Origin of the sequence: Sphingopyxis sp. YF1, assembly GCF_022701295.1 — a bacterium.
GTDB lineage: Bacteria > Pseudomonadota > Alphaproteobacteria > Sphingomonadales > Sphingomonadaceae > Sphingopyxis.
In genome coordinates this window covers 1185772-1210740 of the sequence record NZ_CP033204.1, presented here as the reverse complement: position 1 = coordinate 1210740, position 24969 = coordinate 1185772, and the positions used below count along the sequence as shown (strand labels likewise).

General features: G+C 67.2%; 27 protein-coding genes and 1 pseudogene. 20 read left to right on the top strand and 8 right to left on the bottom strand.

Annotated features, from left to right (window positions below; all coding sequences use genetic code 11):
* The first annotated feature begins 172 nt into the window (after nt 1-172).
* The 6 genes from astD to EAO27_RS05925 all read left to right on the top strand — a co-directional run bounded on the left by astD (nt 173) and on the right by EAO27_RS05925 (nt 5705).
* Nucleotides 173-1618: a succinylglutamate-semialdehyde dehydrogenase gene (astD, locus tag EAO27_RS05950; protein WP_242778157.1), complete on the top strand. Its 1446-nt coding sequence runs from the start codon at nt 173-175 to the stop codon at nt 1616-1618.
* 170 nt (nt 1619-1788) lie between these two features.
* Nucleotides 1789-2586, top strand: coding sequence for a uroporphyrinogen-III C-methyltransferase (gene cobA / locus EAO27_RS05945; protein ID WP_242778154.1), 798 nt, complete (start codon nt 1789-1791; stop codon nt 2584-2586).
* Nucleotides 2574-2870, top strand: coding sequence for a DUF2849 domain-containing protein (locus EAO27_RS05940; protein ID WP_242778151.1), 297 nt, complete (start codon nt 2574-2576; stop codon nt 2868-2870). The genes cobA and EAO27_RS05940 overlap by 13 nt, the downstream gene beginning before the upstream one ends.
* Nucleotide 2871: 1 nt before the next feature.
* Nucleotides 2872-4506 carry a nitrite/sulfite reductase gene (locus tag EAO27_RS05935; RefSeq protein ID WP_242778148.1) on the top strand — a complete coding sequence of 545 codons (1635 nt, stop codon included), beginning with the start codon at nt 2872-2874 and terminating at the stop codon, nt 4504-4506.
* Nucleotides 4499-4921: a DUF934 domain-containing protein gene (locus tag EAO27_RS05930; protein ID WP_242778145.1), complete on the top strand. Its 423-nt coding sequence runs from the start codon at nt 4499-4501 to the stop codon at nt 4919-4921. Before EAO27_RS05935 ends, EAO27_RS05930 begins: the two co-directional genes overlap by 8 nt.
* Nucleotides 4914-5705, top strand: coding sequence for a phosphoadenylyl-sulfate reductase (locus tag EAO27_RS05925; RefSeq protein ID WP_242778142.1), 792 nt, complete (start codon nt 4914-4916; stop codon nt 5703-5705). The genes EAO27_RS05930 and EAO27_RS05925 overlap by 8 nt, the downstream gene beginning before the upstream one ends.
* Before the next feature lie 84 nt (nt 5706-5789).
* Here EAO27_RS05925 and EAO27_RS05920 read toward each other — a convergent pair whose 3' ends face one another.
* Entirely contained in the window at nt 5790-6080 is a 291-nt protein-coding gene (locus tag EAO27_RS05920; protein ID WP_242778139.1) for a GIY-YIG nuclease family protein, read from the bottom strand.
* A gap of 67 nt (nt 6081-6147) precedes the next feature.
* Nucleotides 6148-7659: a replicative DNA helicase gene (locus EAO27_RS05915; RefSeq protein WP_242778136.1), complete on the bottom strand. Its 1512-nt coding sequence runs from the start codon at nt 7657-7659 to the stop codon at nt 6148-6150.
* Nucleotides 7660-7790: 131 nt separating this feature from the next.
* On the opposite strand from EAO27_RS05915, the gene EAO27_RS05910 reads away from it, so the two are divergent.
* From EAO27_RS05910 to EAO27_RS05875, 8 genes are all read left to right on the top strand, one after another.
* Nucleotides 7791-8288: a UPF0262 family protein gene (locus EAO27_RS05910; RefSeq protein WP_242778133.1), complete on the top strand. Its 498-nt coding sequence runs from the start codon at nt 7791-7793 to the stop codon at nt 8286-8288.
* Between the two features lie 2 nt (nt 8289-8290).
* Nucleotides 8291-9043: a GH25 family lysozyme gene (locus tag EAO27_RS05905; protein ID WP_242778130.1), complete on the top strand. Its 753-nt coding sequence runs from the start codon at nt 8291-8293 to the stop codon at nt 9041-9043.
* On the top strand, nt 9040-9495 hold the full coding sequence (locus EAO27_RS05900) for a cytidine deaminase (protein WP_242778127.1): 456 nt from the start codon (nt 9040-9042) through the stop codon (nt 9493-9495). The genes EAO27_RS05905 and EAO27_RS05900 overlap by 4 nt, the downstream gene beginning before the upstream one ends.
* Nucleotides 9496-9533: 38 nt before the next feature.
* Nucleotides 9534-10088, top strand: coding sequence for a dCTP deaminase (dcd, locus tag EAO27_RS05895; protein WP_242778124.1), 555 nt, complete (start codon nt 9534-9536; stop codon nt 10086-10088).
* A 73-nt stretch (nt 10089-10161) separates the two neighbouring features.
* Nucleotides 10162-10317, top strand: coding sequence for a hypothetical protein (locus EAO27_RS05890; protein WP_242778121.1), 156 nt, complete (start codon nt 10162-10164; stop codon nt 10315-10317).
* Nucleotides 10318-10486: 169 nt separating this feature from the next.
* Nucleotides 10487-10999: a DoxX family protein gene (locus EAO27_RS05885; RefSeq protein ID WP_242778118.1), complete on the top strand. Its 513-nt coding sequence runs from the start codon at nt 10487-10489 to the stop codon at nt 10997-10999.
* Between the two features lie 202 nt (nt 11000-11201).
* Nucleotides 11202-12374 carry a saccharopine dehydrogenase NADP-binding domain-containing protein gene (locus tag EAO27_RS05880; protein WP_242778115.1) on the top strand — a complete coding sequence of 391 codons (1173 nt, stop codon included), beginning with the start codon at nt 11202-11204 and terminating at the stop codon, nt 12372-12374.
* Between the two features lie 7 nt (nt 12375-12381).
* A complete protein-coding gene (locus EAO27_RS05875; protein WP_242778112.1) occupies nt 12382-13182 on the top strand; it encodes a thioesterase family protein in 801 nt (266 codons plus the stop codon).
* Here the strand turns inward: EAO27_RS05875 and EAO27_RS05870 are convergent.
* The 5 genes and pseudogenes from EAO27_RS05870 to EAO27_RS05850 form a co-directional block, all read right to left on the bottom strand.
* Nucleotides 13173-14534 carry an ATP-binding protein gene (locus EAO27_RS05870; protein WP_242778108.1) on the bottom strand — a complete coding sequence of 454 codons (1362 nt, stop codon included), beginning with the start codon at nt 14532-14534 and terminating at the stop codon, nt 13173-13175. The genes EAO27_RS05875 and EAO27_RS05870 overlap by 10 nt on opposite strands.
* Nucleotides 14531-15265 carry a response regulator gene (locus EAO27_RS05865; protein ID WP_242778105.1) on the bottom strand — a complete coding sequence of 245 codons (735 nt, stop codon included), beginning with the start codon at nt 15263-15265 and terminating at the stop codon, nt 14531-14533. Before EAO27_RS05865 ends, EAO27_RS05870 begins: the two co-directional genes overlap by 4 nt.
* A 132-nt stretch (nt 15266-15397) precedes the next feature.
* Entirely contained in the window at nt 15398-16027 is a 630-nt protein-coding gene (locus EAO27_RS05860) for a hypothetical protein (RefSeq protein ID WP_242778102.1), read from the bottom strand.
* Between the two features lie 553 nt (nt 16028-16580).
* Nucleotides 16581-17882 (bottom strand): DUF6596 domain-containing protein, encoded by a 1302-nt coding sequence (locus EAO27_RS05855; protein WP_242778099.1) that lies wholly within the window; start codon nt 17880-17882, stop codon nt 16581-16583.
* A 94-nt stretch (nt 17883-17976) separates the two neighbouring features.
* Nucleotides 17977-18330: pseudogene (locus EAO27_RS05850) on the bottom strand (YciI family protein); the annotation flags it as partial.
* 310 nt (nt 18331-18640) lie between these two features.
* Here EAO27_RS05850 and EAO27_RS05845 point away from each other — a divergent pair.
* Together EAO27_RS05845 and EAO27_RS05840 are read left to right on the top strand one after the other, a co-directional pair.
* Nucleotides 18641-19654 (top strand): GGDEF domain-containing protein, encoded by a 1014-nt coding sequence (locus EAO27_RS05845; RefSeq protein ID WP_242778094.1) that lies wholly within the window; start codon nt 18641-18643, stop codon nt 19652-19654.
* Nucleotides 19655-19696: 42 nt separating this feature from the next.
* On the top strand, nt 19697-20236 hold the full coding sequence (locus EAO27_RS05840; RefSeq protein WP_242778091.1) for a GNAT family N-acetyltransferase: 540 nt from the start codon (nt 19697-19699) through the stop codon (nt 20234-20236).
* Nucleotides 20237-20244: 8 nt separating this feature from the next.
* Here EAO27_RS05840 and pgi read toward each other — a convergent pair whose 3' ends face one another.
* Nucleotides 20245-21750: a glucose-6-phosphate isomerase gene (gene pgi, locus EAO27_RS05835; protein WP_242778088.1), complete on the bottom strand. Its 1506-nt coding sequence runs from the start codon at nt 21748-21750 to the stop codon at nt 20245-20247.
* Between the two features lie 193 nt (nt 21751-21943).
* On the opposite strand from pgi, the gene lepB reads away from it, so the two are divergent.
* The 4 genes from lepB to EAO27_RS05815 all read left to right on the top strand — a co-directional run bounded on the left by lepB (nt 21944) and on the right by EAO27_RS05815 (nt 24958).
* On the top strand, nt 21944-22762 hold the full coding sequence (lepB, locus tag EAO27_RS05830; protein ID WP_242780458.1) for a signal peptidase I: 819 nt from the start codon (nt 21944-21946) through the stop codon (nt 22760-22762).
* The gene (gene rnc / locus EAO27_RS05825; protein WP_242778085.1) at nt 22759-23442 is read left to right on the top strand and encodes a ribonuclease III; all 684 of its coding nucleotides are present in this window, start codon (nt 22759-22761) and stop codon (nt 23440-23442) included. The genes lepB and rnc overlap by 4 nt, the downstream gene beginning before the upstream one ends.
* A complete protein-coding gene (era, locus tag EAO27_RS05820) occupies nt 23439-24332 on the top strand; it encodes a GTPase Era (RefSeq protein WP_242778083.1) in 894 nt (297 codons plus the stop codon). Before rnc ends, era begins: the two co-directional genes overlap by 4 nt.
* Before the next feature lie 83 nt (nt 24333-24415).
* Nucleotides 24416-24958: a hypothetical protein gene (locus EAO27_RS05815; protein WP_242778080.1), complete on the top strand. Its 543-nt coding sequence runs from the start codon at nt 24416-24418 to the stop codon at nt 24956-24958.
* The last annotated feature ends 11 nt before the right edge of the window (nt 24959-24969 follow it).

The window sequence follows — 24969 nt, the reverse complement described above, 5'->3', positions numbered from 1 at the left end:
AGCGCCGGCCGCCTTGCCGCTCTATCGCGAACCGCAGCGTACCGCGCAACCCACGGCGAACTTGCCGGTGCTCGCCTTGCCGCTCTGCGCTTTCACCGATAAGAGGGCCGGCAATGGCCGGATCGCACCACATCGTCGCCCTTTCGCTTCTTCGTTCCGGGCGACCGGGCGCATGACGCAGGAACTGGTCAGCCACAATCCCGCGACGGGCGAGGAAGTCTGGCGCCGCGCGATCAGCGACGTCGATCAGGAGGTCGAGATCGGCCGCCGCGCCTGGCCCGAATGGGCCGCCAAACCGCTCGGTTTCCGCACCGAGACGCTACGCCGCTTCGCCGACCGGGTGAAGGCCGAGGCCGAAACGCTGGCAACGCTGATTTCGCGCGAGACGGGCAAGCCGCTGTGGGAAGCGCGCACCGAGGTGGAATCGGTCGCCAACAAGGTCGACATTTCGATCACCGCCTATGCCGAACGCACCCCCAACCGCCGCACCGAGGGCGCCCTGGGGCTGCGCAGCGCGGTGCGCCACAAGCCGCACGGGCTGCTCGCGGTGCTCGGCCCCTATAATTTCCCCGCGCATCTGCCGAACGGGCATATCGTCCCGGCGCTGATCGCGGGCAATTCGGTGGTGTTCAAACCGTCCGAAAAAACCCCCGCGACGGGCGCGATGCTCGTCGAGCTGTTCCACAGCGCGGGTGTCCCCAGGGAGGTGCTGCGCCTCGTCATCGGCGGGCCCGACGAGGGCAAGGCGCTCGCCGGGCATGCCGGCATCGACGGGCTGCTGTTCACCGGGTCGGCGCGCACCGGCCTCGCGCTCAACCGCCAGTTCGCGAACCGCCCCGACAAGATCCTCGCGCTCGAAATGGGTGGCAACAATCCCGTGGTCGTGTGGGACACGCCCGATATCCCGACCGCGGCAATCCTCGTCGTGCAGTCGGCGTTCCTGAGCGCGGGGCAACACTGCACCAACGCGCGCCGCCTGATCGTGCGCGAAAGCATGGCCGACCGGCTGGTCGAGGAGGTTCGCAAGCTCGCGAACCGGCTGATCGTCGACGAACCCTTCGCGAACCCGGCCCCCTATATGGGGCCGGTGATCGACAACGAGGCGGCCGACGGACTGACCGAGAGCTTCCTGATCCTGATGTCGAACGGCGGCAAGGTGATCCGCCACATGACCCGCCCGGTGCCGGGACGCCCGTTCCTGACCCCCGGCATCATCGACGTCACCGACATGCCCGAACGCCCCGATATCGAATTGTTCGGCCCGCTGCTCCAGATCGTGCGCGTCGACAGTTTCGAGGCGGCGATCGCCGAGGCGAACAATACCGCCTTCGGCCTGTCGGCGGCACTGATCGGCGGCACGCCGCAGCTTTACGACCAGTTCTGGGCGAACGCGCGCGCCGGGGTGATCAACTGGAACCGCCCGACCAACGGCGCCTCCTCCGCCGCACCCTTCGGCGGCGTCGGCCTGTCGGGCAACCACCGTCCGAGCGCCTTCTATGCCGCCGATTATTGCGCCTATCCGGTCGCAAGCTCCGAAAGCGAGGCTGCGCGCGCATCGATCGGCGTCGGCCTGCGCGACCCCGAAGAATCGCAGTTGGTGACCAAGAAGTATCTCTAGCAACCGCGTCATTGCGAGCGAAGCGAAGCAATCCAGGGCGGTTTACGCGGGCGCTGGATTGCTTCGCTTCGCTCGCAATGACGCGGTGATGTGACCGCCCAATTTTACCTTCATGGCCGTCAATAAAGCCTGCTTTGCGATTCCGGGGCCAGTCGACCATTTTTCGCTGCATGGAAAAAACATTCCCTTCTCCGGGCAAGCTGTGGCTGGTCGGCGCCGGCCCCGGCGCCCCCGACCTCTTGACGCTGCGCGCCGCGCGGCTGCTGACAAGCGCCGACCTCGTCGTCCATGACGGGCTGGTCGGCGACGGCGTGCTCGCGCTGATCCCGCCGCATGTCGAGCGGATCAGCGTCGCCAAGCAGCGCAGCCGCCACACGATGAAGCAGGAGATGATCAACGAACTGATCGTCCGCGAAACGCGCGCCGGCCGGCAGGTCGTCCGGCTCAAGGGCGGCGACCCCTTCATCTTCGGGCGCGGCGGCGAGGAACTCGACGCGGCGCGCGAGGCGGGCATCGCCTGCGAAGTCGTCCCCGGCATCACCGCCGCGGCGGGCTGCGCCGCGCAGGCGGGCCTGCCGCTCACCCACCGCGAGGATGCGAGCGCGGTCAGCTTCGTCGCGGGCCAGTGCAAGGACCTGACCGACCAGGACTGGTCCGGGCTCGCGGGGCATGGCCGCACGCTCGTCATCTACATGGGGCTCGCGACCGCGACCGCGATCGCCGACAAGCTGATCGCGGACGGCGTGTCGCCCGCGCTTCCCGTCGCGGTGGTCGAACGCGGCACCACCGCCGAGGCGCGCGTGCTGCGCACCCTCCTCACCGATCTCGGCGACCTCGTCGCGCGCGAACAGGTACAAAGCCCGGCGCTGATCATCGTCGGCAAGGTCGCGGCGCGCGCCGACGCGCTCGACTGCCTCGGCGCGCCGGGCGTCACCGCTTCACTGAAGGATGTTGCATGCGAATTCTGACCGGTAATGACCTGAAAAGCGGGGCTGTCATCTGGTGGACCGGCCACGACTGGTCGATCCATGTCGAGGATGCGGTCGACGTCGGCGACCATGGCGAGGCGATCCTGACCGCCGAGGACGGCGCGCGGCGCGTCAACGGCGGCTACATCGTCGATGCCGAAGCGACCCCCGACGGCCCGCGCCCCGCGCACATCAAGGACCGCATCCGCGCGCTGGGACCGACCGTGCGCGCCGACCTGACATTGAAACCGGCCGACCCCGCGGCCGGCGACTGGGTGATCTGACATGTATCAATATGACAAATACGACCAGGCGATGGTCGACGCGCGCGTCGAGGAGTTCCGCGACCAGGTGCGCCGCCGCATCGCGGGCGACATCAACGACGACCAGTTCAAGCCGCTGCGGCTCAAGAACGGCCTCTACCTCCAGCTCCATGCCTATATGCTGCGCGTCGCCATTCCCTATGGCACCTTCAATTCGGAGCAGATGCGCAAGCTGGCGCACATCGCGCGCAAATATGACCGCGGCTACGGCCATTTCACCACGCGCCAGAACATCCAGTACAACTGGATCAAGCTCGAGGAAGCCCCCGACATCCTCGCCGAACTGGCGACGGTCGAAATGCACGCGATCCAGACGAGCGGCGAGAGCATCCGCAACATCTCGGCCGACCAATATGCCGGGGCGGCCGCCGACGAAATCTGCGACGCGCGCCCGTGGGCCGAACTGATCCGCCAGGCGACGACCTTCCACCCCGAATTCAGCTATCTGCCGCGCAAGTTCAAGATCGCGGTGATCTCGGCGAAGGAAGACCGGGCGGCGCTGCGCTGGCACGACTGCGCGCTGCGCATCGTGCGCAACGAGGCGGGCGAGGAAGGTTTCGAGGTCTACGCCGGCGGCGGCATGGGGCGCACCCCGTTCATCGCCCACCTGATCCGCGACTTCCTGCCCGCGACGCAGATCTTCTCCTACCTGCAGGCGATCCTGCGCGTGTGGAACCTTCACGCGCGGCGCGACAATATCCACAAGCAGCGGATGAAGATCCTCGTCCACGAGCTCGGCGAGGCCGAATTCCGGCGCCAGGTCGAGGAGGAATTCCAGACCTTCCTCGCGCTCGGCACCGACTTCCCGCACGCCGAATATGACCGCATCGCGGCCTATTTCACCCCGCCGCCGTTCGAAAGCGGGCTGGCGGAGGAGATCGACCGCAGCGATCCCGACTTCGCGCTGTGGGTCGACCGCCAGGTCGTGGCGCACAAGGCGCCGGGCTATGCGATCGCCAACATCAGCCTGAAGCCCGTCGGCGGCATCCCCGGCGACATTTCGGCCGAGCAGATGGATATCGTCGCCGACCTGGCCGAACGTTTCAGCTTCGACGAGATCCGCGCGACGCACGCGCAGAACCTCGTCCTGCCGCACGTCCGCAAGGCCGATCTCCACGCGCTGTGGCAGGCGCTCGACGCCGCCGGGCTGGCGAGCGTCAACCTCGACCTCGTCACCGACATCATCGCCTGCCCCGGGCTCGACTATTGCACCCTCGCCAACGCGCGCTCGATCCCGGTCGCGCAGAAGATCGCCGAGCGCTTCGCCGACATGGAGCGCCAGCTCGACATCGGCGAGCTCAAGATCAAGATCTCGGGCTGCATCAACGCCTGCGGCCATCACCACGCCGGCCAGATCGGCATCCTCGGCGTCGACCGCAAGGGCACCGAAAACTACCAGCTGCTGCTCGGCGGATCGGGTGCCGAAGATACGTCGCAGGCGAAGATCACCGGCCCCGGCTTCGACGAGGCGGGCGTGGTCGATGCCGTCGAGCGCACCGTCGAACGCTATCGCGAACTGCGCGAACCCGGCGAACGTTTCCTCGACACCTACCGCCGCGTCGGCCTCGAACCCTTCAAGGAGGCCATCTATGGCTAGTTTCCGTTACCGTGACGACCAACCGCACGAAGAACCCGCCGTCACGCTCGACGCCTTCCTCGAACAGCCCGACGCCACCGCGGTGCGCGTCGAGGCGGGCGAGGATGCGCGCAAGCTGATCCCGCATCTGGACCGGCTGGAGCTCGTCGAAATCTCCTTTCCGCGCTTTCGCGACGGCCGCGGCTTTTCGAGCGCGCGCATCCTGCGCGAAGCCGGCTACACGGGCGAGTTGCGCGCCGAGGGCGACGTGCTGATCGACCTGCTCTTCTTCATGCGGCGCTGCGGCTTCGACAGCTTCGTCTCGCAGCATTCGCTGAACCCCGCCGATGTCGAGGCCGCGCTGAATCGCTACACCCACGTCTATCAGGACGCGACCGATGCGGCGGTGCCGATCTGGAAGCTGAGGCATGGCTGACGTGAAGGCCTCGCCCCACGACCGCTCGCGCGACCGGATCGACGTGGCGCCGCGTTTCACGCAGGCCGACGTCATCCGCCTCAACAACCTCTTCCGCGGCCAGGACGCGGCAGAGGTGGTCGCGAGCGTGGTCGGGGCCGGGCTGCTCGGCGACAGCGCGATCGTGTCGAGCTTCGGCGCCGAAAGCGCGGTGCTGCTGCATCTGGTGAGCCGGGCCGCGCCCGACATGCCGGTGCTGTTCCTCGACACCGGCAAGCATTTCCCCGAAACGCTCGCCTACCGCGACACCCTCGCCGCCCGGCTCGGGCTCCACATCGTCAACCTGACGCCCGACCCCGACGATCTGGCGAAAAAGGATGCGACCGAACTGCGCTGGTCGTACGATCCCGACGGCTGCTGCGAAATCCGCAAGGTGAAGCCGCTCGAAAAGGCGCTCGCCGATTTCGACACCTCGATCACCGGGCGCAAGGGTTTCCAGTCGGCGACGCGCACCGGCCTGCCGCGCTTCGAGCTCGACGGCGGCACCGGGCGGTTGAAGTTCAACCCGCTCGCCAACTGGTCGCGCGAAGAGCTCGACGCCTATTTCGAGGCGCACGACCTGCCGCGGCATCCGCTGGAGGCCGAAGGCTATCCGTCGATCGGCTGCTCGCCCTGCACGTCGAAGGTCAAACCCGGCGAGGATCCGCGCTCGGGCCGCTGGCGCGGCTGGGACAAGACCGAATGCGGCATCCACGCCGAAGTGACCCCGATCGACGACGACCCGGCGAACGACCCGGCGTTTTGAGATAGCCGTCGCCCCAGCGAAAGCTGGGGCCGCTCTCGCCAAAGCGCATCGTGGCAGGCGCGTGTCCGTGCGGAAGGCGTGCGTTCAGAGAAGGTTCGCGCCCAAATCTTCCCAATTGGGATTGGAAGCCTCAATCAACTCGATTTTCCAGGCCCGCTTCCATGCCTTGATCGCCTTTTCGCGCGCAATCGCTTCGGTGATTGTCGGAAAATCTTCGATCAGAACAAGCTGATCCAGCCCATATTTCCGGCAGAATGCCGAACCTGTCCCGGTGCGGTGCTGGAAATTCCGGGCGGCCATTGCGGCGGTGACGCCGGTATAGAGCACGCCCCGCGGCTTGTTCGTCATGATGTAGACGTAACCGCCTTTGGGCATGCAGTACGTGCCGCTCTAAACCGCAAACGATCCCAGCTTTCGCTGGGATGACGTGTTGGCGATCGACCTACTCATAATCCTCATACGCCATGCTGTCGTCGGCGAGGTCGCTGAACTTCGTCGTCTTCGCCTCGAAGTGCAGGCGCACCTTGCCGGTCGAGCCGTGACGCGATTTGGCGACGATGACTTCGGCAAGCCCGAAGACGCGCTCCATTTCGGCCGCCCATTCCTCGTGCTGGGCGTGGATCTTGACGTCGTCGCCCTCGACCGGGCGCTTGGGCTCGCGCGCGGCGACATAATAATCCTCGCGAAACACGAAGAGCACCATGTCGGCGTCCTGTTCGATCGAACCCGATTCGCGAAGGTCGGAGAGCTGCGGACGCTTGTCCTCGCGGCTTTCGACCTGACGGCTGAGCTGCGACAGCGCCATCACGGGAACATGAAGTTCCTTTGCCAAAGTCTTCAATCCACGGGAAATTTCCGAAATTTCCTGAACGCGGTTGTCGCCGCTCTTCGACGACCCCTGCAACAGCTGGAGATAGTCGACGATGATGAAGCCGATGCCATGGCGGCGCTGGAGACGGCGCGCGCGGGTGCGCAGGCCCGCGATCGTCAGCCCCGGCGTGTCGTCGATGAACAAAGGCAGCGTCTGGAGCGCCTGCGCGGCGCGGCTCAGTTGCTGGAACTGCTCCTTGCTGATCTTGCCCATGCGCAGCGCCTCGCCCGACACCCCCGACTGTTCGGCAAGCACGCGCGTCGCAAGCTGGTCGGCCGACATTTCGAGGCTGAAGAAGGCGACCTTCGCGCCCATATTCTTCTCGGCCGGGATGCCGTCCTCTTCGTCGCGGCGCCAGCGTTCGGCGGCATTATAGGCGATGTTCGTCGCCAGCGACGTCTTGCCCATGCCCGGACGCCCGGCGAGGATCATCAAGTCCGAATTGTGCATGCCGCCGATCTTGGCGTTCATGCTGGCGATCCCGGTGGTGATCCCCGACAGATGACCGCCCGAATTGAGCGCGCGTTCCGCCGCCTGCAACGCCACGAGGCTCGCCTGGCTGAAATTCTTGACCGACCCCATCTCGGCCTCGCCGCCCGCGACGCGATAGAGCGCGGTTTCGGCCTCCTCGATCTGTGCCTGCGGGTCGACGCTCTCGCTCGTGTCGAGCGCGCTGTCGACAAGCGTGCGCCCGACGCCGACGAGCTCGCGCAGCAGCGCGAGGTCGTAAATCTGCTGCGCGAAGTCGCGCGCGCCGATCAGCCCTGCCCCGCTGCCGGTCAGCTGCGCAAGATAACCGACCCCGCCGACCGCCTTCATCGCCTCGTCGGCCTCGAAGAAGGGCTTGAGCGTCACGGGCGTCGCGATGCTGTTGCGCTCGATCAGCGCCATCGTCTGCTGAAAGATGCGGCCGTGAAGCGGTTCGAAAAAATGATCGGGATGAAGCTGGACCGGCAGGTCCTCGACGACTCGGTTGTCGATCAGGATCGCGCCGAGGAACGCGGCCTCGGCCTCGATATTGCGGGGCAATTGACGGTCGTCCCCGGACGACACCGGGGCGGGAAACAAGGCTAGCTCGGGCATGGCGACCTTCATGCGTCGAGGCTCGAAGCGACGCAACCGACGATATCGCCGAGCATATCATAACTGTGGAATGCTGTGAATAAGTCGCGCCCCTTGCCCTTCGCGGCGCGCCAAGTAGAAGCGTTCCGACCATGACCGACGCCGACCCTTCCAAACAGCGCATCATTTCGGTCGAGCTCGACGAGGGCTCGATCGTCTGGCGCAATCCCGATGTGGAGCAGGAACGGCGCGTCGCGATCTTCGACCTGATCGAGGACAACAAGTTCGTGCCGCAGCGCGGCCACCCCGACGGCTATGCCGGCCCCTACCGCCTGATGCTGCGTGTCGAGGACGGCCGGTTGATCTTTGAAATCAGCCGCGAAGACGGTTCGCCGCTCGAAGCGATCATCCTCGGCCTCGGCCGCTTCCGCCGTCCGATCCGCGACTATTTCGCGATCTGCGACAGCTATTACCAGGCGATCAAGACCTCGACCGCGCAGCAGATCGAGACCGTCGACATGGCGCGCCGCGGGCTGCACAACGAAGCCGCCGAGATGCTGATGGACCGGCTCGACGGCAAGATTGCGGTTGATTTCGACACCGCACGGCGGCTGTTCACGCTGATCTGCGTGCTGCACATCAAGGGCTGACGATGGCGGCGGGGGCAATCGGAAACCGGACCGGAACTGCGGTCCCGGCGTGGCGGGCGGCGCTGCTGCGCTGGCTGCGCCGGATCGGTGCCGCGGTGCTGCTGATCCTGCTCGCGATCGGCCTCACCCTGTGGTGGGCGGCGCGATGGGCGCCGTCGCGCGATCAATATCCCTGGCAAGGCGCGACGATCGACGCGCGCAACGGCCAGGTCCAGTGGGGATCGGTCAAGGCCGCGGGCGCCGATTTCGCCTATATCGTCGCGACCGACGGCGCCGCGCGCGTCGACCCGATGTTCGCGCGCAATATTCGCGCCGCGCGCGAGGTCGGGGTGCAAACCGGTGCGATCCACCGCTACGACCTCTGCCGGCTCGCGACCGACCAGGCGGCCAATTTCATCCGCCACGTGCCGCGGCGCGCCGACACGCTGCCCGCCGCGGTCTGGCTCGATTACAACGATCGCTGCCCCGACCGGCCGACGCGCGCGCTGCTGTTGTCCGAACTGGCGACCTTCCTTGCGCAGATCGAGGCGCATATGGGCAAGCCGAGCATGGTCGCGCCCAGCCCCGCCTTCGAGGCCGATTACCAGGTCACGCGCGGAATCGCGCGCACCGCCTGGCTGCGCCGCGACTTTTTTGCCCCCGATTATGGCGCGCACCCCTGGGCGATGTGGCAGGCCAACGATTATATGCGGATTTCGGGCGCCGACGGCACGATCGGGTGGAACGTCGTGCGCCCCGACGGAGACATCAAATGACCGACGAACTGCGCGACGCGCTGATCGAGGCGGCGCGCGACGCCGCGACGCGCGCCTACGCCCCCTATTCGGGCTTTCATGTCGGCGCCGCGCTGCTGCTCGACGACGACAGCGTCGTCACCGGCGCGAACGTCGAGAATGCGAGCTATGGGCTGACGCTCTGCGCCGAGACCGCCGCTGTCGCCAAAATCGCGAACGAGGGATGGATCGACCGGCTCGTCGCGGTCGCGATCGTCGGCGGGCGCCCCGGGGACGACGGGCTGGCCGGCAGCGACGCGGTGCATCCGTGCGGGCGTTGCCGCCAGATTTTGAACGAGGCGGCCGAGCGATCGAAAACCGACATTGCGGTGCATTGTGCGTCGGGCGACGGCCGCACGGTCGCGAGCTACAAACTCAGCGAACTGCTGCCGCACAGCTTCGGCCCCAAGGACCTGGGCCTGATCGCCGACTGACCCTTGCGCAACGCGCGCCGCCCCGACAAGACAGCGCCATGGCCATACTTTCCGACAAGTGGATTCGCGACGCCGCTCTCAACCAGGGCATGATTGAACCTTTTGTCGAGGCGCAGCGCCGCGACGGCTGCATCAGCTACGGCCTCTCCTCCTACGGCTATGACGCGCGCGTCGCGCCCGAGTTCAAGATCTTCACCAACATCGACAGCACCACCGTCGATCCGAAGGCCTTCGATCCGAAGAATTTCGTCGACCGCGAAACCGACGTGTGCATCATTCCGCCGAACAGCTTCGCGCTCGCCCGGACGGTCGAATATTTCCGCATTCCGCGCGACGTTCTGGTCATCTGCCTCGGCAAGTCGACCTATGCGCGCTGCGGCATCATCGTCAACGTCACCCCGCTCGAACCCGGCTGGGAAGGTCATGTGACGCTGGAGTTTTCGAACACCACGCCGCTGCCCGCGAAAATCTATGCCAATGAGGGCGCGTGCCAATTCCTGTTCCTCCAGGGCAATGAGCCGTGCGAGACCAGCTACGCCGACCGCGCCGGCAAATATATGGGCCAGCAGGGGGTGACGCTCCCCAAGCTGTAGCGCGGCCGCCCAAAGGTTGACGGCGCCGTCACCATGTTCCAACATGCCCTCTTCTACTGGGAAGGGTGAGAAAATGACCAAGAATGAGGGGCGTCGCGGCAACGAGACGAAGACCGCGAGCAAGAGCTGGAGCACGCCGAGCGTGCGGTCGGTGATTCCCGCGCGCCGGACGCGCGGAGGCGGCGGCACCGCGAACGATCAGGACGACGCGACCTACGATCTTTCGTAATAAAGCAGAAATTTCAAGGTTTTGACGCGCGAACTTGATTCGGTTCGCGCGTTTTTCTTCGTGCGCGAACGTCGCGCGCTGCGCCGGTCCCACTCCTGTAGCGGAACCCTCCCGCACTCCCGCGCGTCCTGATCGACAAGCGGCCGGGGCACGCAGCGGAGGATTCGCCATGTCCATGATCGCCGTCTTTCTCGGACGCTTGTTCATCGCCCTGATCTTTGTCGTGTCGGGGATCAACAAGCTGATCCACGTCACCGACACCAATGCCATGATCGCCGCCGCCGGCCTGCCCGCCGGGCTGGCGATCCCGACCGGCCTGTTCGAACTGGTCGCCGGCGTGTGCATCGCGCTGGGCATCGCGACGCGGCTGTTCGCGATCCTGCTCGCGGGTTTCGTGCTCGCGACCATCCTCTTCTTCCACCGCGAGTTCACCGATCCGGTGCAGGCGATGGCGGCGATGAAGAATCTCGCGATCGCCGGCGGGCTGCTCTGCCTCTTCGGCTACGGCCATACGCGCTGGAGCTACGATGCACTGCGCCAGCGGCGCCGCGACGAAATCGCCAGACACGAGGCCGAAACGCGCGCGGCCGAAGCCGAATTGCGCGCCGCGCGCGCGGAGGGGCATGGCGAAACCGCCCCCGCGCCAATCATTGCGGCGAAGCGCCCCTTCTGGCGCCGCTGACGCTTCCGTCGTGGCGGCGAAGCGTCGCTTCTGGCACCACCGACACTTCCATCGCGGCGGGGGAGTGTCGCTTTGGGCGCCGCCGACGCTTCCGCCGTGGCGGCGGAGCCCCCCCCTTCGGGCACCGCCGACGCTTCGCGCTTGGCAATCCCCGCGGCCTGCGCTAGCCTCCACTTGACGTTTACGTAAAGGGAGGCTGGCCGTGGGCGCGGAGCGTGAATTCGACATCATCGTCTATGGCGCGACCGGTTTTACCGGGCGCCTCGTCGCCGAATATCTGGCGCAACATTATCCCGGGCGCGCCGATGCGCCGCGATGGGCGATGGCGGGACGCAGCGCCGCGAAGCTCGCCGAGGTGCGCGACCTGATCGGCGCCCCCGCGGATACGCCGCTGGTCGTCGCCGACGCGGACGATCGCGCGAGCCTCGACCGCATGGCGGCACGCGCGCGCGTGATCCTGACCACCGTCGGCCCCTACCAGCTCTATGGCAGCGACGTCGTCACCGCTTGCGTAAACGCAGGCACCGCCTACGCCGACCTGTGCGGCGAACCCGGCTGGATGCGCGAAATTATCGACGCGCATCAGGACGCCGCGAAAGCATCGGGCGCGCGCATCACCTTCAGCTGCGGCTTCGATTCGATCCCGTTCGACCTCGGCGTATTGTTCCTCCAGGCCGAGGCGGTGAAGCGCCACGGCGCCCCCGCGCCGCGCGTCAAGGGCCGCGTGCGCAAGATGCAGGGCGGCGCCTCGGGGGGTACGATCGCCAGCCTGACCGAAACGCTGAAGGCCGTCGCGAAAAAGCCGTCGCTCGCGCTGCTGCTCAAATCCTCCTTCGCGCTCACCCCCGGCTTCGAAGGGCCGTCGCAGCCGAGCGGACTGATCCCCGAATATGACAGCGCGACGGGAACCTGGACCGCGCCCTTCGTGATGGCGCCGATCAACACCAAGAATGTCCATCGCACCAATTTCCTGCTCGGTCATCGCTGGGGCTCCGACCTTGTCTATGACGAGATGGTGATGACGACGATCGGCGATGCCGGAAAAGCGATGGCCGAAGCAATGGCAAAGGCGAACCCGTTCGGCGAATCGAAGCTCCAGCCCGGCGAGGGGCCGAGCAAGGAGGAGCGCGAGAACGGATTCTACGACATATTGTTCGTCGGCGAATATCCCGACGGGACGAGCATCCGCGCCAGCGTGCAAGGCGATCGCGACCCCGGCTATGGTTCGACGTCGAAAATGCTCGCTGAAACCGGGATGGCGCTGCTCGAGAACAAGGGCGAAGGCGGCGTATGGACGCCGGGCGCGCTACTCGGCGAGGCGCTGATCGACCGGCTGACCGCCCATGCCGGACTGACATTCGAAATCGAGGAATAGAAACAGGATGACGATTTCTTCCAGCGCGCTTGACGTGCTGCTTACAACGTTGCGCACTGAGGACGGCGTGGCCACCGCGCATATCGATGCGGGCTGGATGCAGGGACGCACCGCCTATGGCGGGATCAGCTCGGCGGTCGCGCTCGCGGGGGCGATGGCGCTGCACCCGACCGACACGCCGCTGCGCTATGCACAGATCAGCTTCGTCGGCCCCGTCGGCGGCGATTGCACGGTCGAAACGCGCGTGCTGCGCCAGTCGAAGTCGAGCCTGTTCGTCGAGGCCGGCGTGTCGAGCGACCAGGGTTTCGGCACCGCCGCGGTCTTTGCCTTTTCGGGCGATCGCGCGAGCCATATCGACCACGACCGGCTGGCGATGCCCGACGCGCCCGCCCCCGAGACGCTGGCGCCCGTTCCCGAACACAAGGCGCGCCCGCCCTTCACGCGGCATTTCGACATGCGCCCGACGACGGGTCCGCGCTTCGACTGGAAAAGCGAGGTCGGCGAATATCTGACCTGGGTGCGCTTCGTCGAGGAACCCGCCTGCCATCCGGCGGTCGCGATCCTCGCGATGGGCGACGCGCTGCCCCCCGCGGCGATGGCGCTGTTCAGCGAATTCGGGCCGATCAGTTCGATGAACTGGACGGTCAACATGCTGACCGGCACGCCACGCACCGACGATGGCTGGTGGCTGTTGTCGGCGAAGACCGCCTATGCTCGCGGCGGTTTTTCGGTGCAGGACATGATGATCTGGAACCGCGCCGGCGAGTCCGTGATGAGCGGCAGCCAGGGAATCGCGATCTACGCCTGACGGGCGTTCAGCACCACCGCCGCGTCGAGCCCGCTTGCATCGGCGCGGTTGCTGACATCGAGCCGCCCGCCCTCGCCTTCCGCGAGTGCATGCGCGATCGCAAGCCCCAGCCCGGCGCCGCCGGTCGCACGGTTGCGCGATGCCTCGCCGCGCGCGAAGGGTTCGATCAATTCGGCGATCCGCCCGGGTTCGATCCCCGGCCCCGCGTCGCGCACGACCAGCCGCAACGCATCGCCGCGCATTTCGGCGAGCAGCGTCGCGTCGCCGGCATAGGCGAGCGCATTGTCGACGAGGTTGCGCAGCGCGCGGCGCACGAGCAGCGGGCGCCCGGTGAGCATCGGCAGGGCGGGCAATGCGTCGGGACCCGAAACCGGCTTGCCCATCGCGCGATATTCCTCGCCGAGTTGCGCAAGCAACGTCGCGGGATCGTAGCGTTCGGGCGCCTCCTTGCCCGCGCCGCTGCGCGCGACCGCCAATATGTCGCTGAGCATCGCGGTCATCTCGTCGATCGTCGCCACCATCTTGTCGCGCAGTCCCTCGTCATCGACCGCCTCGACGCGGACGCGCAGGCTCGCGAGCGGGGTACGCAGATCGTGCCCGACCGCGCCGAGCATGCGATCCTTGTCGGCGAGCATCGTGCCGATCCGGGCGCGCGAGGCGTTGAAGGCGGCGATCACGTCGCGCACGTCCGACGGCCCTTCCTCGTCCAGCGGCGGCCCCTCGCCGGCCGGGTCGCGGCGCACCGCCTGCGTCAGGCTGCGCAGCGGCCGCGCAGCGCGCCACGCGATCAACAGGACGGGAACAAGGATGAGCAGGTACAGCGTCAGCGTCTGCCAGAGGAGAAAGCCCTGCAACCGCTTGCCTTCGGCGGGCAGCCAGGTGCGGACGACGACGAACCGCCCGCCGATCTTCGCCGAGACGACGGCGGTGCGCGCAGGACCGTGCGGACCCACCACGTCGCGCCGCGCGTGCAGCACCCAGGCGTCGACCCGCTCGGCGTGCAGCCCGGCCTCGCCGAGGCGCGCGGCGACGTGCTGGGCGAGCCGCGGATCGGCATGAACGGCACCGCGCGGCGGGTCGAATTGCGTATCGAGAATCTGCGTCCGCGGCAGGCGCCGCGTCGGCTGCGCCTGCCGCGGCTCGTCATCGCCGGAAAAGACCGTGTCGCGGCGTTCGCGCTCGATGGCGTCGACGATCCGGGCGACCGCCATGCCGCCGGCATTGGCGAGGGACTGCTGCCGCTGGCCGCCGACGAGCAGAACATAATTGACCGCCTGCGCAACGAACAGCATCGCCGCGACGGCAAGCACGAGCTGGCCGACGAGACTGCGGGGCCAGAGCCGCAGTTTCACGCCGCGCCGCCCAGCCGCTTGACCTCGCACGCGAGCGTGTAACCACCGCCCCACACGGTCTTGACCAGCTGCGGATGCGCCGCGTCTTCCTCGATCTTCTTGCGCAGCCGGCTGACCAGATTGTCGATCGCGCGGTCGAAAATCTCCGCCTCGCGCCCGCGCACCAGGTCGAGCAGCCGGTCGCGGCTCATCACCTGCCGCGGATGGCGTACCAGCGCGTGGAGCAGATGATATTCGCCCGACGACAGCGCAACCTCGGTCCCGTCGGAATCGACAAGCACACGCTCGGTCTCGCGCAGCACCCACGGCCCGAACGCATAGCTGACCCCGCCCGCGTCGAGCGTGCGCCCGCCGGCCTGCGTCCGGCGCAGCACGGTGCGGATGCGTGCGACCAGTTCGCGGGGGTTGAAGGGTTTGACGACATAATCGTCGGCGCCGATCTCGAGCCCGACGATCCGTTCGGTATCCTCGGCACGCGCGGTCAGCAGGATGACGGGAATATTGCTGGTTTCATGAAGGTGACGCGTGAACGACAGTCCGTCCTCGCCCGGCATCATGATGTCGCTGACGACGAGATCGACGCCCTGCGCGCGCAGCACCGATCGCGCCTCGGCGGCGCTCGCCGCAGCGGTCACCGCAAAACCCTGCCCCGTCAGATAGTCGGAGAGCGGTTCACGGATCGAGGGTTCATCGTCCACCAGCAGGATGCGCGGCGTGTCGCTGTCGGTCATCACTCGTTCGTTTCCAAAGGGTTCGCCCACCGGCCCAAAAGGCCGGTGGGCGATAGCTGGCAGGGACCGGGGGCAAAGGCAATGGCGGGAGGGGGTGTTGAGCCGCCCTCACCCGCCGGTCCCGGCCGGATCTCAATTGGCCGGCGTTGCGGGAGCCGCGCGCTTGGCGCGCCATTCGTCACGCTTGGCCTTGCGCTCGGTGCGCTGGGCCTGGCGTTCTGCGGCGGTCACCTGACCATCCTTGTTCGCGTCGGCGGCGTCGAAACGCGCGAGCGCCGCGGTCTGGAATTCGGCCTGGCTGATCGCCTTGTCGCCATTGGTATCGGCCTTCATCATCATGCCGCCGCGCATGCCGTGATGCCCGCCGCGCGGACCGTGGCGGCCGCCCATGCGGTGACCGCCGCGCTGGCTGGGTTCGCCGGCCTCGGCGTGCTTCTGACCACGTTCGGCACGTTTCGCCGCACGGTCGGCGCCGTGCTGATCCCATTCGGCCTTGCTGATGCTGCCGTCCTTGTTGGCGTCGAGCGCCTCGAACCGCTTGGCCTGCATCGCCGCATGCCGGGCGGTGCGATCGGCCTGGTCGAGCTTGCCGTCGCCATTGGCATCGAGCTTCGCGAACATCTGCGTCGCGCCGGCCTGCGCCTCGGCGCGGGTGAGCACGCCATTGGCGTCGGCGTCGGCCTTGGGTCCCGCCCCCGGGGCGGCGAGAACGGGCACCGCGATCAGCGCGGCACCCAGCGTCAGGAGGGAAATCTTCTTCACGGGCAAAACTCCTCAAGGGCAGCCCTGGGGAGACGGGCTGCGATGGAGCCGGTCTAGGCACCATTTGTCCCAGCGCCGTGTCGGATCGACGAAAAATTGTCGCAATTTGTCGCACAGCGGCGCGTCCGTTCATCGGGGCGCAACGCCGCAGGCGCGTCCGGTCCGTCGGCCCCGGTGCCACGCCGCCGGGCGCCCGCGTCATGCGACGGGACGAGCGGAAGCCCGAGCACGAGCACAAGCTCTTCCGACAAACGGTGCATATCGCCATCGGGCGCCGAGCAGTTATCAGAGTCCAAGGCATGCCCCATCGCATCGAAGCTGACGCACCGGGCTTTCGGAATGTTCAGGACAGGACGCGCGCGCGGGGGAGCGCCCGAAACAGGTAAGCCCCGTCGCATTTCTGCGGCGGGGCTCCCTAGGTTCCGCCCGAAGACAGGAACCAAATTCTACCTTCTCTTTCGATCGGATAGGTATATGAAACGCGATGCGGGGCCGATGGTTCCCGCATTGGCGCATTTTTTTTCGAACGCCCCGGCGGCTGCCCCCTTGGCGCTCAATCGTCGCACGCTGCGGCCTGCGCGAGCAGATAGTCGCGCTCGCGCTCGTTGACCGCAAGCGCAGCCGCTGTCCGATAGGCAGCCCCTGCCTCGGCGCGGCGCCCCGCGCGCAGCAGGAAATGGCCGCGTGCGGCAGGCAGCGGCGCATAGTTGCGCAGCAGCGCTGCGTCGGCGATCGCATCGACCAACGCGAGCCCTGCCTCGGGCCCGAACGCCATGCTGTGCGCGACCGCGCGGTTGAGCTCGACCACCGGCGAAGGCATCACGGCGCGCAGCCGGTCGTAGAGCCCGGCGATCCGTCGCCAGTCGGTGTCCTCGGCGCGGCGCGCCCGCGCATGACACGCCGCAAGCGCCGCCTGCAGCGCATAGGGGCCATCGGCGCCGCCGAGCGCCTCGGCGCGGCCCAGCGCATTCAGCCCGCGCCGGATCAGCAACTGGTCCCAGCGCGCGCGATTCTGCTCGGTCAGCGGGACGAACCGACCGTCGGAACCTGCGCGCGCCGCAAGCCGCGACGCCTGGATCTCGACCAGCGCGAGCAGCCCCTGCACCTCGGGCTGCCCCGGCATCAACCCCGCGAGGATGCGCGCGAGCCGCTGCGCCTCGGCGCAGAGCGGAGGGCGCACCAGCGACGGGCCGGCGGTCGCGGCATAGCCTTCGTTAAAGATGAGGTAGATCACCTCCAGCACCGAGGCGAGGCGCGCGTCGAGTTCGGCGCCGCGCGGCACCTCGAACTGGACGCCCGCCCTGGCGATCGCCTTTTTGGCGCGCGTGATCCGTGCGGCGATCGCCGCCTCGTTCGACAGGAAGGCGCGCGCGATCTCGCCCACCGAAAGCCCGCCGACCAGCCGCAGCGTCAGCGCCGCGCGCGCCTCGGGCGCGATCACGGGGTGGCAGGCGGCAAAGATCAGCGCGAGCAGTTCGTCGCCCAGAGGGTCGTCGATCGCGGCCTCGGTCGCCTCGGCGCTCATATCGGCCTCCCACTCCCGTTCGCGCGCGATTTCGGCATGCTTGCGCGCCTGCATCTGCCGCCGCCGCATGCCGTCGATCGCGCGCCGCTTTGCGGTGGCGGTCAGCCATGCACCCGGATTGGCGGGCACGCCCGATTTCGGCCATTCGGCGAGCGCGACGAGCAGCGCCTCCTGCGCCAGTTCCTCGGCGCGGTCGACGTCGCGCGTCATCCGCGCGAGCGCGGCGATCAACCGCGCGCGTTCGATCCGGAACACCGCCTCGATCGCGCGGTGGGTCTCGTCGGCCGCCATGCCGGCCTTGTCGGACAAAGCCGCGGTCGAGGCAAGCATGGCGGCCGCCCCGCGATCAGGCGCCGCCAAGCTTGTCGGTCAGCCGTTCGTAGCGCTCGACGATTTCGGGGGTGAGTACGTCGCCGAAATCCTCGACCTCGTAAAAGGGCCGGATTTCGAGTTCGCTGGGCCCCGGCATCGGATTGGGGCAACGCTTCGCCCAGGCGACGGCCTCGTCCATGTCTTTGACCTCCCAGATCCAGAAGCCCGCGACCAGTTCGCGGGTCTCGGCGAAGGGGCCGTCGATCACCGCGCGGCTTGCGCCATCGAAGGCGATGCGCTTGCCCGCCGACGAGGGCTTGAGCCCGTCGCCGCTGACCATCACCCCGGCGTTGACCAGTTCCTCGTTGAACTTGCCCATCGCCTCGAACATCGCGGTCGTCTCCGGCGTGGGGTCGATGCCCCGCTCGCTGTCCTCGGTCGCCTTCACGAATACCATCACACGCATCTTGCATCTCCTCACGGACGGAGCCCGAATGGCCTCCCGATCTGACGACGAACGAGTCGGCTCCGGATCGACACCCGGCGCGAATTTATTTCATCCCCCGCGAAACCGCGCCACGATCTTGCGGCTTCACGCGGCATTTTTATGGTGAAGACGGGCTTAATCCTGTTCGCGGCGCGCCGTTAAGGCCGCCATGACCACTTTCGCATCATCCTCTTCGAGGGAGCCGGTCGGGCGGCTTCTGGGTTGGTTGGGGCTTCGCCATTCCCGCGGCGACGAAGCCCTGCAGGCGGATGCGACCGAACCCGGAGGCGTGCGCGATCTCGCCCGGCTGGCGCGCCGCGACCTGATCGAGGCGATCGGCAGCTTCCTGCTCGACAACGACCTCGACGTGACGCCGGCCAATCTGCTCGTCGCGCACAACGCCTTTTCGGGCGCCAATCCGCGCCTCGCGCGCCAGATCACGGCACGCACCGGTACCGGCGAGGTGACCCAGGCCTGGCTCGACGAACTCACCGAAGGGGCAAGCGACACGTCGGCGCAGGCCGAGCTCGAAAAGCTGATGGCGCGGCTCGAAACCAACCTCGACGCCTTTCAGGTCCAGAGCAAGGCCGCGTCGAAAAGCGCGCAGGATTACGGCAGCGAGCTCGAACAGCACGTCACCGACCTCGAGCAGCTCCAGAAGACCGGCCAGATCGTGTCGAGCCTCGCCGACCTTGCGAAGACGATGCTCGAACGCACGCGCAAGGCCGAGGACGAGATGCGCAAGAGCGAGGAAGAGGCCAAGTCGCTGCGCCGCAGCCTCGAACGCGCCAAGCGCGATGCCGAGGTCGACTATCTGACCGGCCTGCCCAACCGGCGCGCCTTCGAGGACCTGCTCGAACGCGAATATCGCGACGCACAGGCCGCGATGGAGCCGCTCAGCATCGCCTTTTGCGACATCGACAATTTCAAGGCGATCAACGATGCGCACGGCCATGATTCGGGCGACCGCGTGCTCAAGGCGATCGCCGACACGCTCGCGCAGATTTCGGACGACCATTGCCATGTCGCGCGCCACGGCGGCGAGGAGTTCGTGATGCTGTTTCGCGGCCGCAATCCCGCCGCCGCCGCCGAGCGGCTCGACCAGGCGCGCGAACATCTTGCGAGCCGCCGCCTGATCAACCGCAAGACCGACGAGCCCTTCGGGCAGATCACCTTTTCGGGCGGCGTCGCCGACGTTTTCGGCCATGGCGATGCGCGCGCGGCGCTCAAGGCGGCCGACGAAGCGCTGTTCACCGCCAAGCAGAACGGACGGAACCGGGTCGAGATCGCGGAGAGCCCCTAGGCGCGGGCTGGACGCGCGCGCCGTGCGGCCTATAGCGGCGCGATGCTCACCGACCGTCTCGCCACCCTCGACGACCTCGACGCGCTGCGCCACGTGATGGCGCTCGCGATCGCCGAACTCCAGAAGGACTTCCTCGACCCCGCGCAGATCGCCGCCAGCCGCGCGGTGATGGGGCTCGATACCCAGCTGATCGCCGATGGCAGCTATTTCGTCATCGAGGCCGGCGGGCGCATCGCCGGCTGCGGCGGCTGGTCGCGCCGCGCCACCCTCTATGGCGGCGACCACAGCACCGACCTGCGCGATCCCGCGCTGCTCGACCCGGCGGTCGATGCCGCGCGCATCCGCGCGATGTACACGCACCCCGACCATGCCCGGCAGGGCGTCGGACGCCGGGTCATGGCGCTGTGCGAAGCGGCCGCGCGCGATGCGGGTTTTGGGCGCGCCGAACTGATGGCGACGCTCTCGGGCGAACCGCTCTACCGCGCCTGCGGCTATGTTCCGATCGAGCGCGTCGAAGCCCCCGGCCCCGACGGCGTGACCGTGCCGCTCATCCGCATGGGCAAGGCGCTCGCCGCGGCCTGACCCGCCGGCTATTCGCCCAGCGCCGCCGCCATCAGCGCCTGCGTCGCAGGATCGAAATCGGCCGTCCCCTCGGCCAGCCCCTTCGCCATTTCCTTGCCCAGCTCGACCCCGAACTGGTCGAACGGGTTGATCCCGAGCAGCACCGCATTGGCGAAGGTGCGATGTTCGTAGAAGGCGATCAGCGCGCCGAGGCTGTGCGGCGTCACCTGGTCGAGCAGGATCGTCGTCGAGGGCCGGTTGCCCGGATAGTGGCGCGCGCCATCGTCGCTCGCCCGCCCCGCCATCAGCGCCGCGCCCTGCGCGATGCAGTTGGCGACGAGCATCTCGTGATGCGCCTCGTCGAGCAGATGATCGGGCTCGCGCGCGACGACGAACTCGACCGGCGTGAGATGCGTCCCCTGATGCAGCAGCTGGAACACCGCATGCTGCGCGTCGGTGCCGACCCCGCCCCATGTGATCGCCGCGCTCGCGCGTCCCAGCGGCGCGCCGTCCCGCGTCACGGACTTGCCGTTCGATTCCATCTCGAGCTGCTGGAGATAGGCAGGTAGCAACCGCAGCCTTTCGTCATAGGCGAAGACCGCGCGCGTCTGGCAGCCGAGCCGGTTCGCATAGATCTGGTCGATGAAGGCCGCGAGCAGCCCGATATTGTCAGCGCCATTGGCGAGGCGGAAATGGCGGTCCATTTCGGCCGCCCCCTCGAGCATGTCGGCGAAGGCGTCCCAGCCGAGCGCCAGCGCCGCGGGAAAGCCGATCGACGACCAGAGCGAATAGCGTCCGCCGACGGTCTCGCTGAACGGCAGGATGCGCGTCTCGTCGACGCCCCACTCCATCGCGCGCTCGGGCATCGCGGTCAGCGCGATGACACGGCCATAGGGATCGGCCACCCCCGCCTCGTCGAGCCATTGCAGCGCCGAGACTGCGTTGAGCAAAGTCTCGGTCGTCGTGAAGGTCTTCGACGCGACCGCGATCAGCGTGTGATTGGGGTCGAATTTCGCGAAAGCTTCGCTGAGCGCGGCGCCGTCGACGTTCGACACCACCGCGACGTCATAGCGCGACCCGTGGCGGCCTAGCGCGTCGATCAGCAGGTCGGGGCCGAGCGCCGACCCGCCGATGCCGATATGCAGCAGGTGGCGCATTTCGCCGAACGCACCGGCCTCGATCGCGTCGACCATCATCCGCATCCGCTGATGCAGCATCTGCGCACGGTGCACGGACTCGGGCGCGCCGTCGCCGCGCTCGGCGCTGTGCTCGGCGGCGCGGTTCTCGGTCGGATTGGCAATCCCGCCCGAAAACAGGGTCTTGCGGTGCCCCGCGAAATCCTGTGCTTCGGCAAGGTCCGACAGGATCGCGATCGCGCCGGCATCGAGGTGCGTCTTCGCGAAATCGAAGCGGATGTCGGCGACGTTGCGCACCAGCGCCTGTAGCCGCGCTTCGGGATCGGCGCCGACGAGCGCGGTCAGCGTCTGCGGCTGCCAGTCGGCAAGGGCCTGCCAAGCCTGGTCGGCGGTCGTCATGTTCGGCATCCTCTTGCGGTCGATGGGGGCTTTTCTCTAGGCCTGCCGCCGCGCGCGCGCCAGTGCCGTCCGCCGATATTTGCTTGCGCGCAGACCTATTCAACGCCAAATGCGCGGCATGACCGACGCCAGCCTGACCGCCGACAGCCCGCCCCCGACCGGCCCCGCCAAGCCGAGCCCCGAACCCGCGCAGATGAGCGCGAAGGAAGAGGCGATCGACACGGTACGCTTTCTCGCCTGGCTCGCGGTCGCGGTACTGGTCTTTCGCAGCTTCTTTCTGTCGCCGTTCAACATCCCTTCGGAATCGATGCAGCCGCGCCTGCTGATCGGCGACTACCTGCTCGTCAACAAGATGGCCTATGGCTATACGAAGCACAGCCTGCCCTTCGGCGTACCGCTGATCCCCGGCCGCATCTTTGCGCGCACGCCCGAGCGCGGCGACGTCGTCGTCTTCAAGGCCCCGCCGCAGAACAAGGATGACTGGATCAAGCGCGTCATCGGACTACCCGGCGATACGGTGCAGGTCATCGACGGCATCGTCTGGCTCAACGGCAAGCCGCTCAAGCGCGAGCCCATGCCCGATTTCGTCATTCCGGTGACCCCGAACATGGAGGAAGTCGCCCGCGCGCAGGGCACGCATGCCTGTTTCTCGATGGCGTTCGAGGAAATCGGCGCCAACGGCCAGCGCCAGTGCCGCTACAAGCAGTTCCGCGAAACGCTGCCCAGCGGGAAAAGCTATGCCGTGCTCGACATCATCGACCTGCCCGTCGACAACACGACGCCCTATGTCGTGCCCGAAGGCCAGATCTTCCTGATGGGCGACAATCGCGACCGCAGCGCCGACAGCCGCGTTCCGATGGAAGAAGGCGGCCTCGGCGGCGGCGTCCCGCAGGAAAATCTCGTCGGCCATGCCCTCGTCGGCATGTTCTCGACCGATGGTTCGGCGAGCTGGATCAACCCGATCAGCTGGTTCACCGCCGCGCGCTGGGAACGCATCGGGGAAGGCTTTTGAGCGAACGCCCGTCCGCTCAGACGATCGCAGCCATCACCGGCACCGACCCGCGCGACCTGGCGCTCTATCACGAGGCGCTGACTCACGGCAGCAGCGGTGCGGGCGATTATCAGCGGCTCGAATTCCTCGGCGACCGCGTATTGGGGCTGGTGATCGCGTCGGAGCTTTTCCGCCGCTTTCCCAAGGCGCATGAAGGCGACCTGTCGTCGCGGCTGCACGCGCTTGCTTCGGGCGAGACCTGCGCGCGCATCGCGCAGCGCCTCGACCTCAACGCGCTGGTCCGCTTCGGAACCCAGGCGATCGGCGACGGCGGACGCTACAGCGACAATATCGCCGCCGACGTGCTCGAAGCCCTGATCGGCGCGCTGTGGCTCGACTGCGGCGAAGCAGCGGCGCGCGCCTTCATCGTCAAGGAATGGGGCGAGATGATCGACGGGCAGGTCGCCGCGCCCAAGCATCCCAAGGCGGCACTCCAGGAATGGGCGGCCGCCAAGGGGCGCAAGCCCCCCGAATATCGCCTGATCCGGCGCGAGGGCCCCGACCATGCGCCGCGCTTTCGGGTGGGTGTCACCGTCGGCAAGCTCGCCGAGGCGGAAGGCGAAGGCGCGTCGAAACAGGCAGCCGAAAAGGCCGCCGCGACCGCGCTCCTCGACATATTGACCCAGGAAGAGAAAAAATGACCCAGCGCTGCGGTTTCGTGGCCGTCGTCGGCGCCCCCAATGCGGGCAAGTCGACCCTCGTCAACGCGCTCGTCGGCCAGAAGGTCGCGATCGTCAGCCCCAAGGCGCAGACGACGCGCACCCGGCTGATGGGCGTTGCAATGGAGGGCGATGCCCAGATCGTACTGATCGACACGCCGGGTATCTTTGCGCCGACGCGCCGGCTCGACCGCGCGATGGTCGCCGCCGCGTGGGGCAGTCTCGAAGAGGCCGAGGCGATCCTCGTCATGGTCGACGCGGCCGCCAAGCTGACCGGCCGCGTCGAGCGCGTGATCGAGGGTGTCGCGAACCGGCCCGAGAAGAAATATCTGATCCTCAACAAGGTCGACCTGACCAAGAAGGACAAGCTGCTCACGATCGCGACCGAGCTCAACGCAAGGCTCGCCTTCGACGAGACCTTCTTCATCGCGGCGAACAGCGGCGACGGCGTCGCCGAGCTCAAGGCGCATCTGGCCACGCTGATGCCCGAGGGGCCCTGGCATTTCCCCGAGGACGAGGTCAGCGACGCGCCCGAACGCATGCTCGCCGCCGAGATCACGCGCGAACAGCTCTATCGCCAGCTCCACGAGGAACTGCCCTACCAGTCGACGGTCGAGACCGAGTTGTTCAAGACGCGCCCCGACGGCAGCGCCGAGATCCACCAGCAAATCTATGTCGCGCGCGACAACCAGCGCGCGATCGTGCTGGGCAAGGGCGGCGCCCGCATCAAGGAAATCGGTGCCCGGGCCCGCGCCGAACTGGCCGAGTTGATGGGGCGCAAGGTCCACCTTTTCCTCCACGTCAAGGTGAAGGAAAACTGGGACGAGGACCGCAGCGTCTATCGCGACATGGGGCTCGACTGGGTCGATTGAGGTTGCCCCTGTGATTCAGGTCATATTCTTGCCTGGATGAATTTCCTAGCGTGCGGCAACGCAACGGATCGGGAGTTCAGCCAGTGAAACGAGCGGCAGCCCTGTTGTCTATGCTGTTGATGTCGAGCTTTTCGGCGCCGGTACAGGCATGTTCGCCGATGGGGCCTCCACTAGAAGAAATGGTCGGAGAGATCGCCGCCAAAGGCGTCATAATCAGCGGCTCATTCGTCCAGTCCATCGATACGGAGAACAAGAAGCCCGAAATCATTCATGCCGAAAAAATATTTGTTGGCGATCCTCATCAGCGGGAATTTGTGATCAGTCGCTCCGAACGCGATTATGAACTGCTGCCACCGCGCGGGAAGCGCGGCGGGGGATGCGGTTCTCGCCGTCTTCCACCAGCCGGAGTGGCATTTGCGCGAATGATCCTGATGCCTGTCGAAGCGACAGATACCCGCAACGCGGGATGGCGCGTTGCAGACTTCTTTCCCGTCGAAGACAGCAAATATCTCGACATGGTCTTCGATCAAGCCAAGCAGGCAGGACGTTTTCAGGACCGACCGCCGCGGCTGGGAAAATATTGGTGGAACGCAAAAGACCCATCGCTGCCGCTACCCGTGCGCTGAGGCGTGCCACG

Excerpts from the sequence above, each read along its gene's own strand:
- pgi (WP_242778088.1), bottom strand. The coding sequence starts at position 21,750 with ATGACGACCGCCGACCAGGCTTGGCAGGCCCTTGCCGACTGGCAGCCG.
- dcd (WP_242778124.1), top strand. The coding sequence starts at position 9,534 with ATGGCCATACTTTCCGACAAGTGGATTCGCGACGCCGCTCTCAACCAG.
- EAO27_RS05935 (WP_242778148.1), top strand. The coding sequence starts at position 2,872 with ATGTATCAATATGACAAATACGACCAGGCGATGGTCGACGCGCGCGTC.
- astD (WP_242778157.1), top strand. The coding sequence starts at position 173 with ATGACGCAGGAACTGGTCAGCCACAATCCCGCGACGGGCGAGGAAGTC.
- EAO27_RS05840 (WP_242778091.1), top strand. The coding sequence starts at position 19,697 with ATGCTCACCGACCGTCTCGCCACCCTCGACGACCTCGACGCGCTGCGC.
- EAO27_RS05885 (WP_242778118.1), top strand. The coding sequence starts at position 10,487 with ATGTCCATGATCGCCGTCTTTCTCGGACGCTTGTTCATCGCCCTGATC.
- lepB (WP_242780458.1), top strand. The coding sequence starts at position 21,944 with ATGAGCGCGAAGGAAGAGGCGATCGACACGGTACGCTTTCTCGCCTGG.
- EAO27_RS05875 (WP_242778112.1), top strand. The coding sequence starts at position 12,382 with ATGACGATTTCTTCCAGCGCGCTTGACGTGCTGCTTACAACGTTGCGC.
- EAO27_RS05940 (WP_242778151.1), top strand. The coding sequence starts at position 2,574 with ATGCGAATTCTGACCGGTAATGACCTGAAAAGCGGGGCTGTCATCTGG.
- EAO27_RS05900 (WP_242778127.1), top strand. The coding sequence starts at position 9,040 with ATGACCGACGAACTGCGCGACGCGCTGATCGAGGCGGCGCGCGACGCC.
- EAO27_RS05905 (WP_242778130.1), top strand. The coding sequence starts at position 8,291 with ATGGCGGCGGGGGCAATCGGAAACCGGACCGGAACTGCGGTCCCGGCG.
- EAO27_RS05915 (WP_242778136.1), bottom strand. The coding sequence starts at position 7,659 with ATGCCCGAGCTAGCCTTGTTTCCCGCCCCGGTGTCGTCCGGGGACGAC.
- era (WP_242778083.1), top strand. The coding sequence starts at position 23,439 with ATGACCCAGCGCTGCGGTTTCGTGGCCGTCGTCGGCGCCCCCAATGCG.
- cobA (WP_242778154.1), top strand. The coding sequence starts at position 1,789 with ATGGAAAAAACATTCCCTTCTCCGGGCAAGCTGTGGCTGGTCGGCGCC.
- EAO27_RS05890 (WP_242778121.1), top strand. The coding sequence starts at position 10,162 with ATGACCAAGAATGAGGGGCGTCGCGGCAACGAGACGAAGACCGCGAGC.
- EAO27_RS05930 (WP_242778145.1), top strand. The coding sequence starts at position 4,499 with ATGGCTAGTTTCCGTTACCGTGACGACCAACCGCACGAAGAACCCGCC.
- EAO27_RS05865 (WP_242778105.1), bottom strand. The coding sequence starts at position 15,265 with ATGACCGACAGCGACACGCCGCGCATCCTGCTGGTGGACGATGAACCC.
- EAO27_RS05925 (WP_242778142.1), top strand. The coding sequence starts at position 4,914 with ATGGCTGACGTGAAGGCCTCGCCCCACGACCGCTCGCGCGACCGGATC.
- EAO27_RS05920 (WP_242778139.1), bottom strand. The coding sequence starts at position 6,080 with ATGCCCAAAGGCGGTTACGTCTACATCATGACGAACAAGCCGCGGGGC.
- EAO27_RS05910 (WP_242778133.1), top strand. The coding sequence starts at position 7,791 with ATGACCGACGCCGACCCTTCCAAACAGCGCATCATTTCGGTCGAGCTC.
- EAO27_RS05855 (WP_242778099.1), bottom strand. The coding sequence starts at position 17,882 with ATGCTTGCCTCGACCGCGGCTTTGTCCGACAAGGCCGGCATGGCGGCC.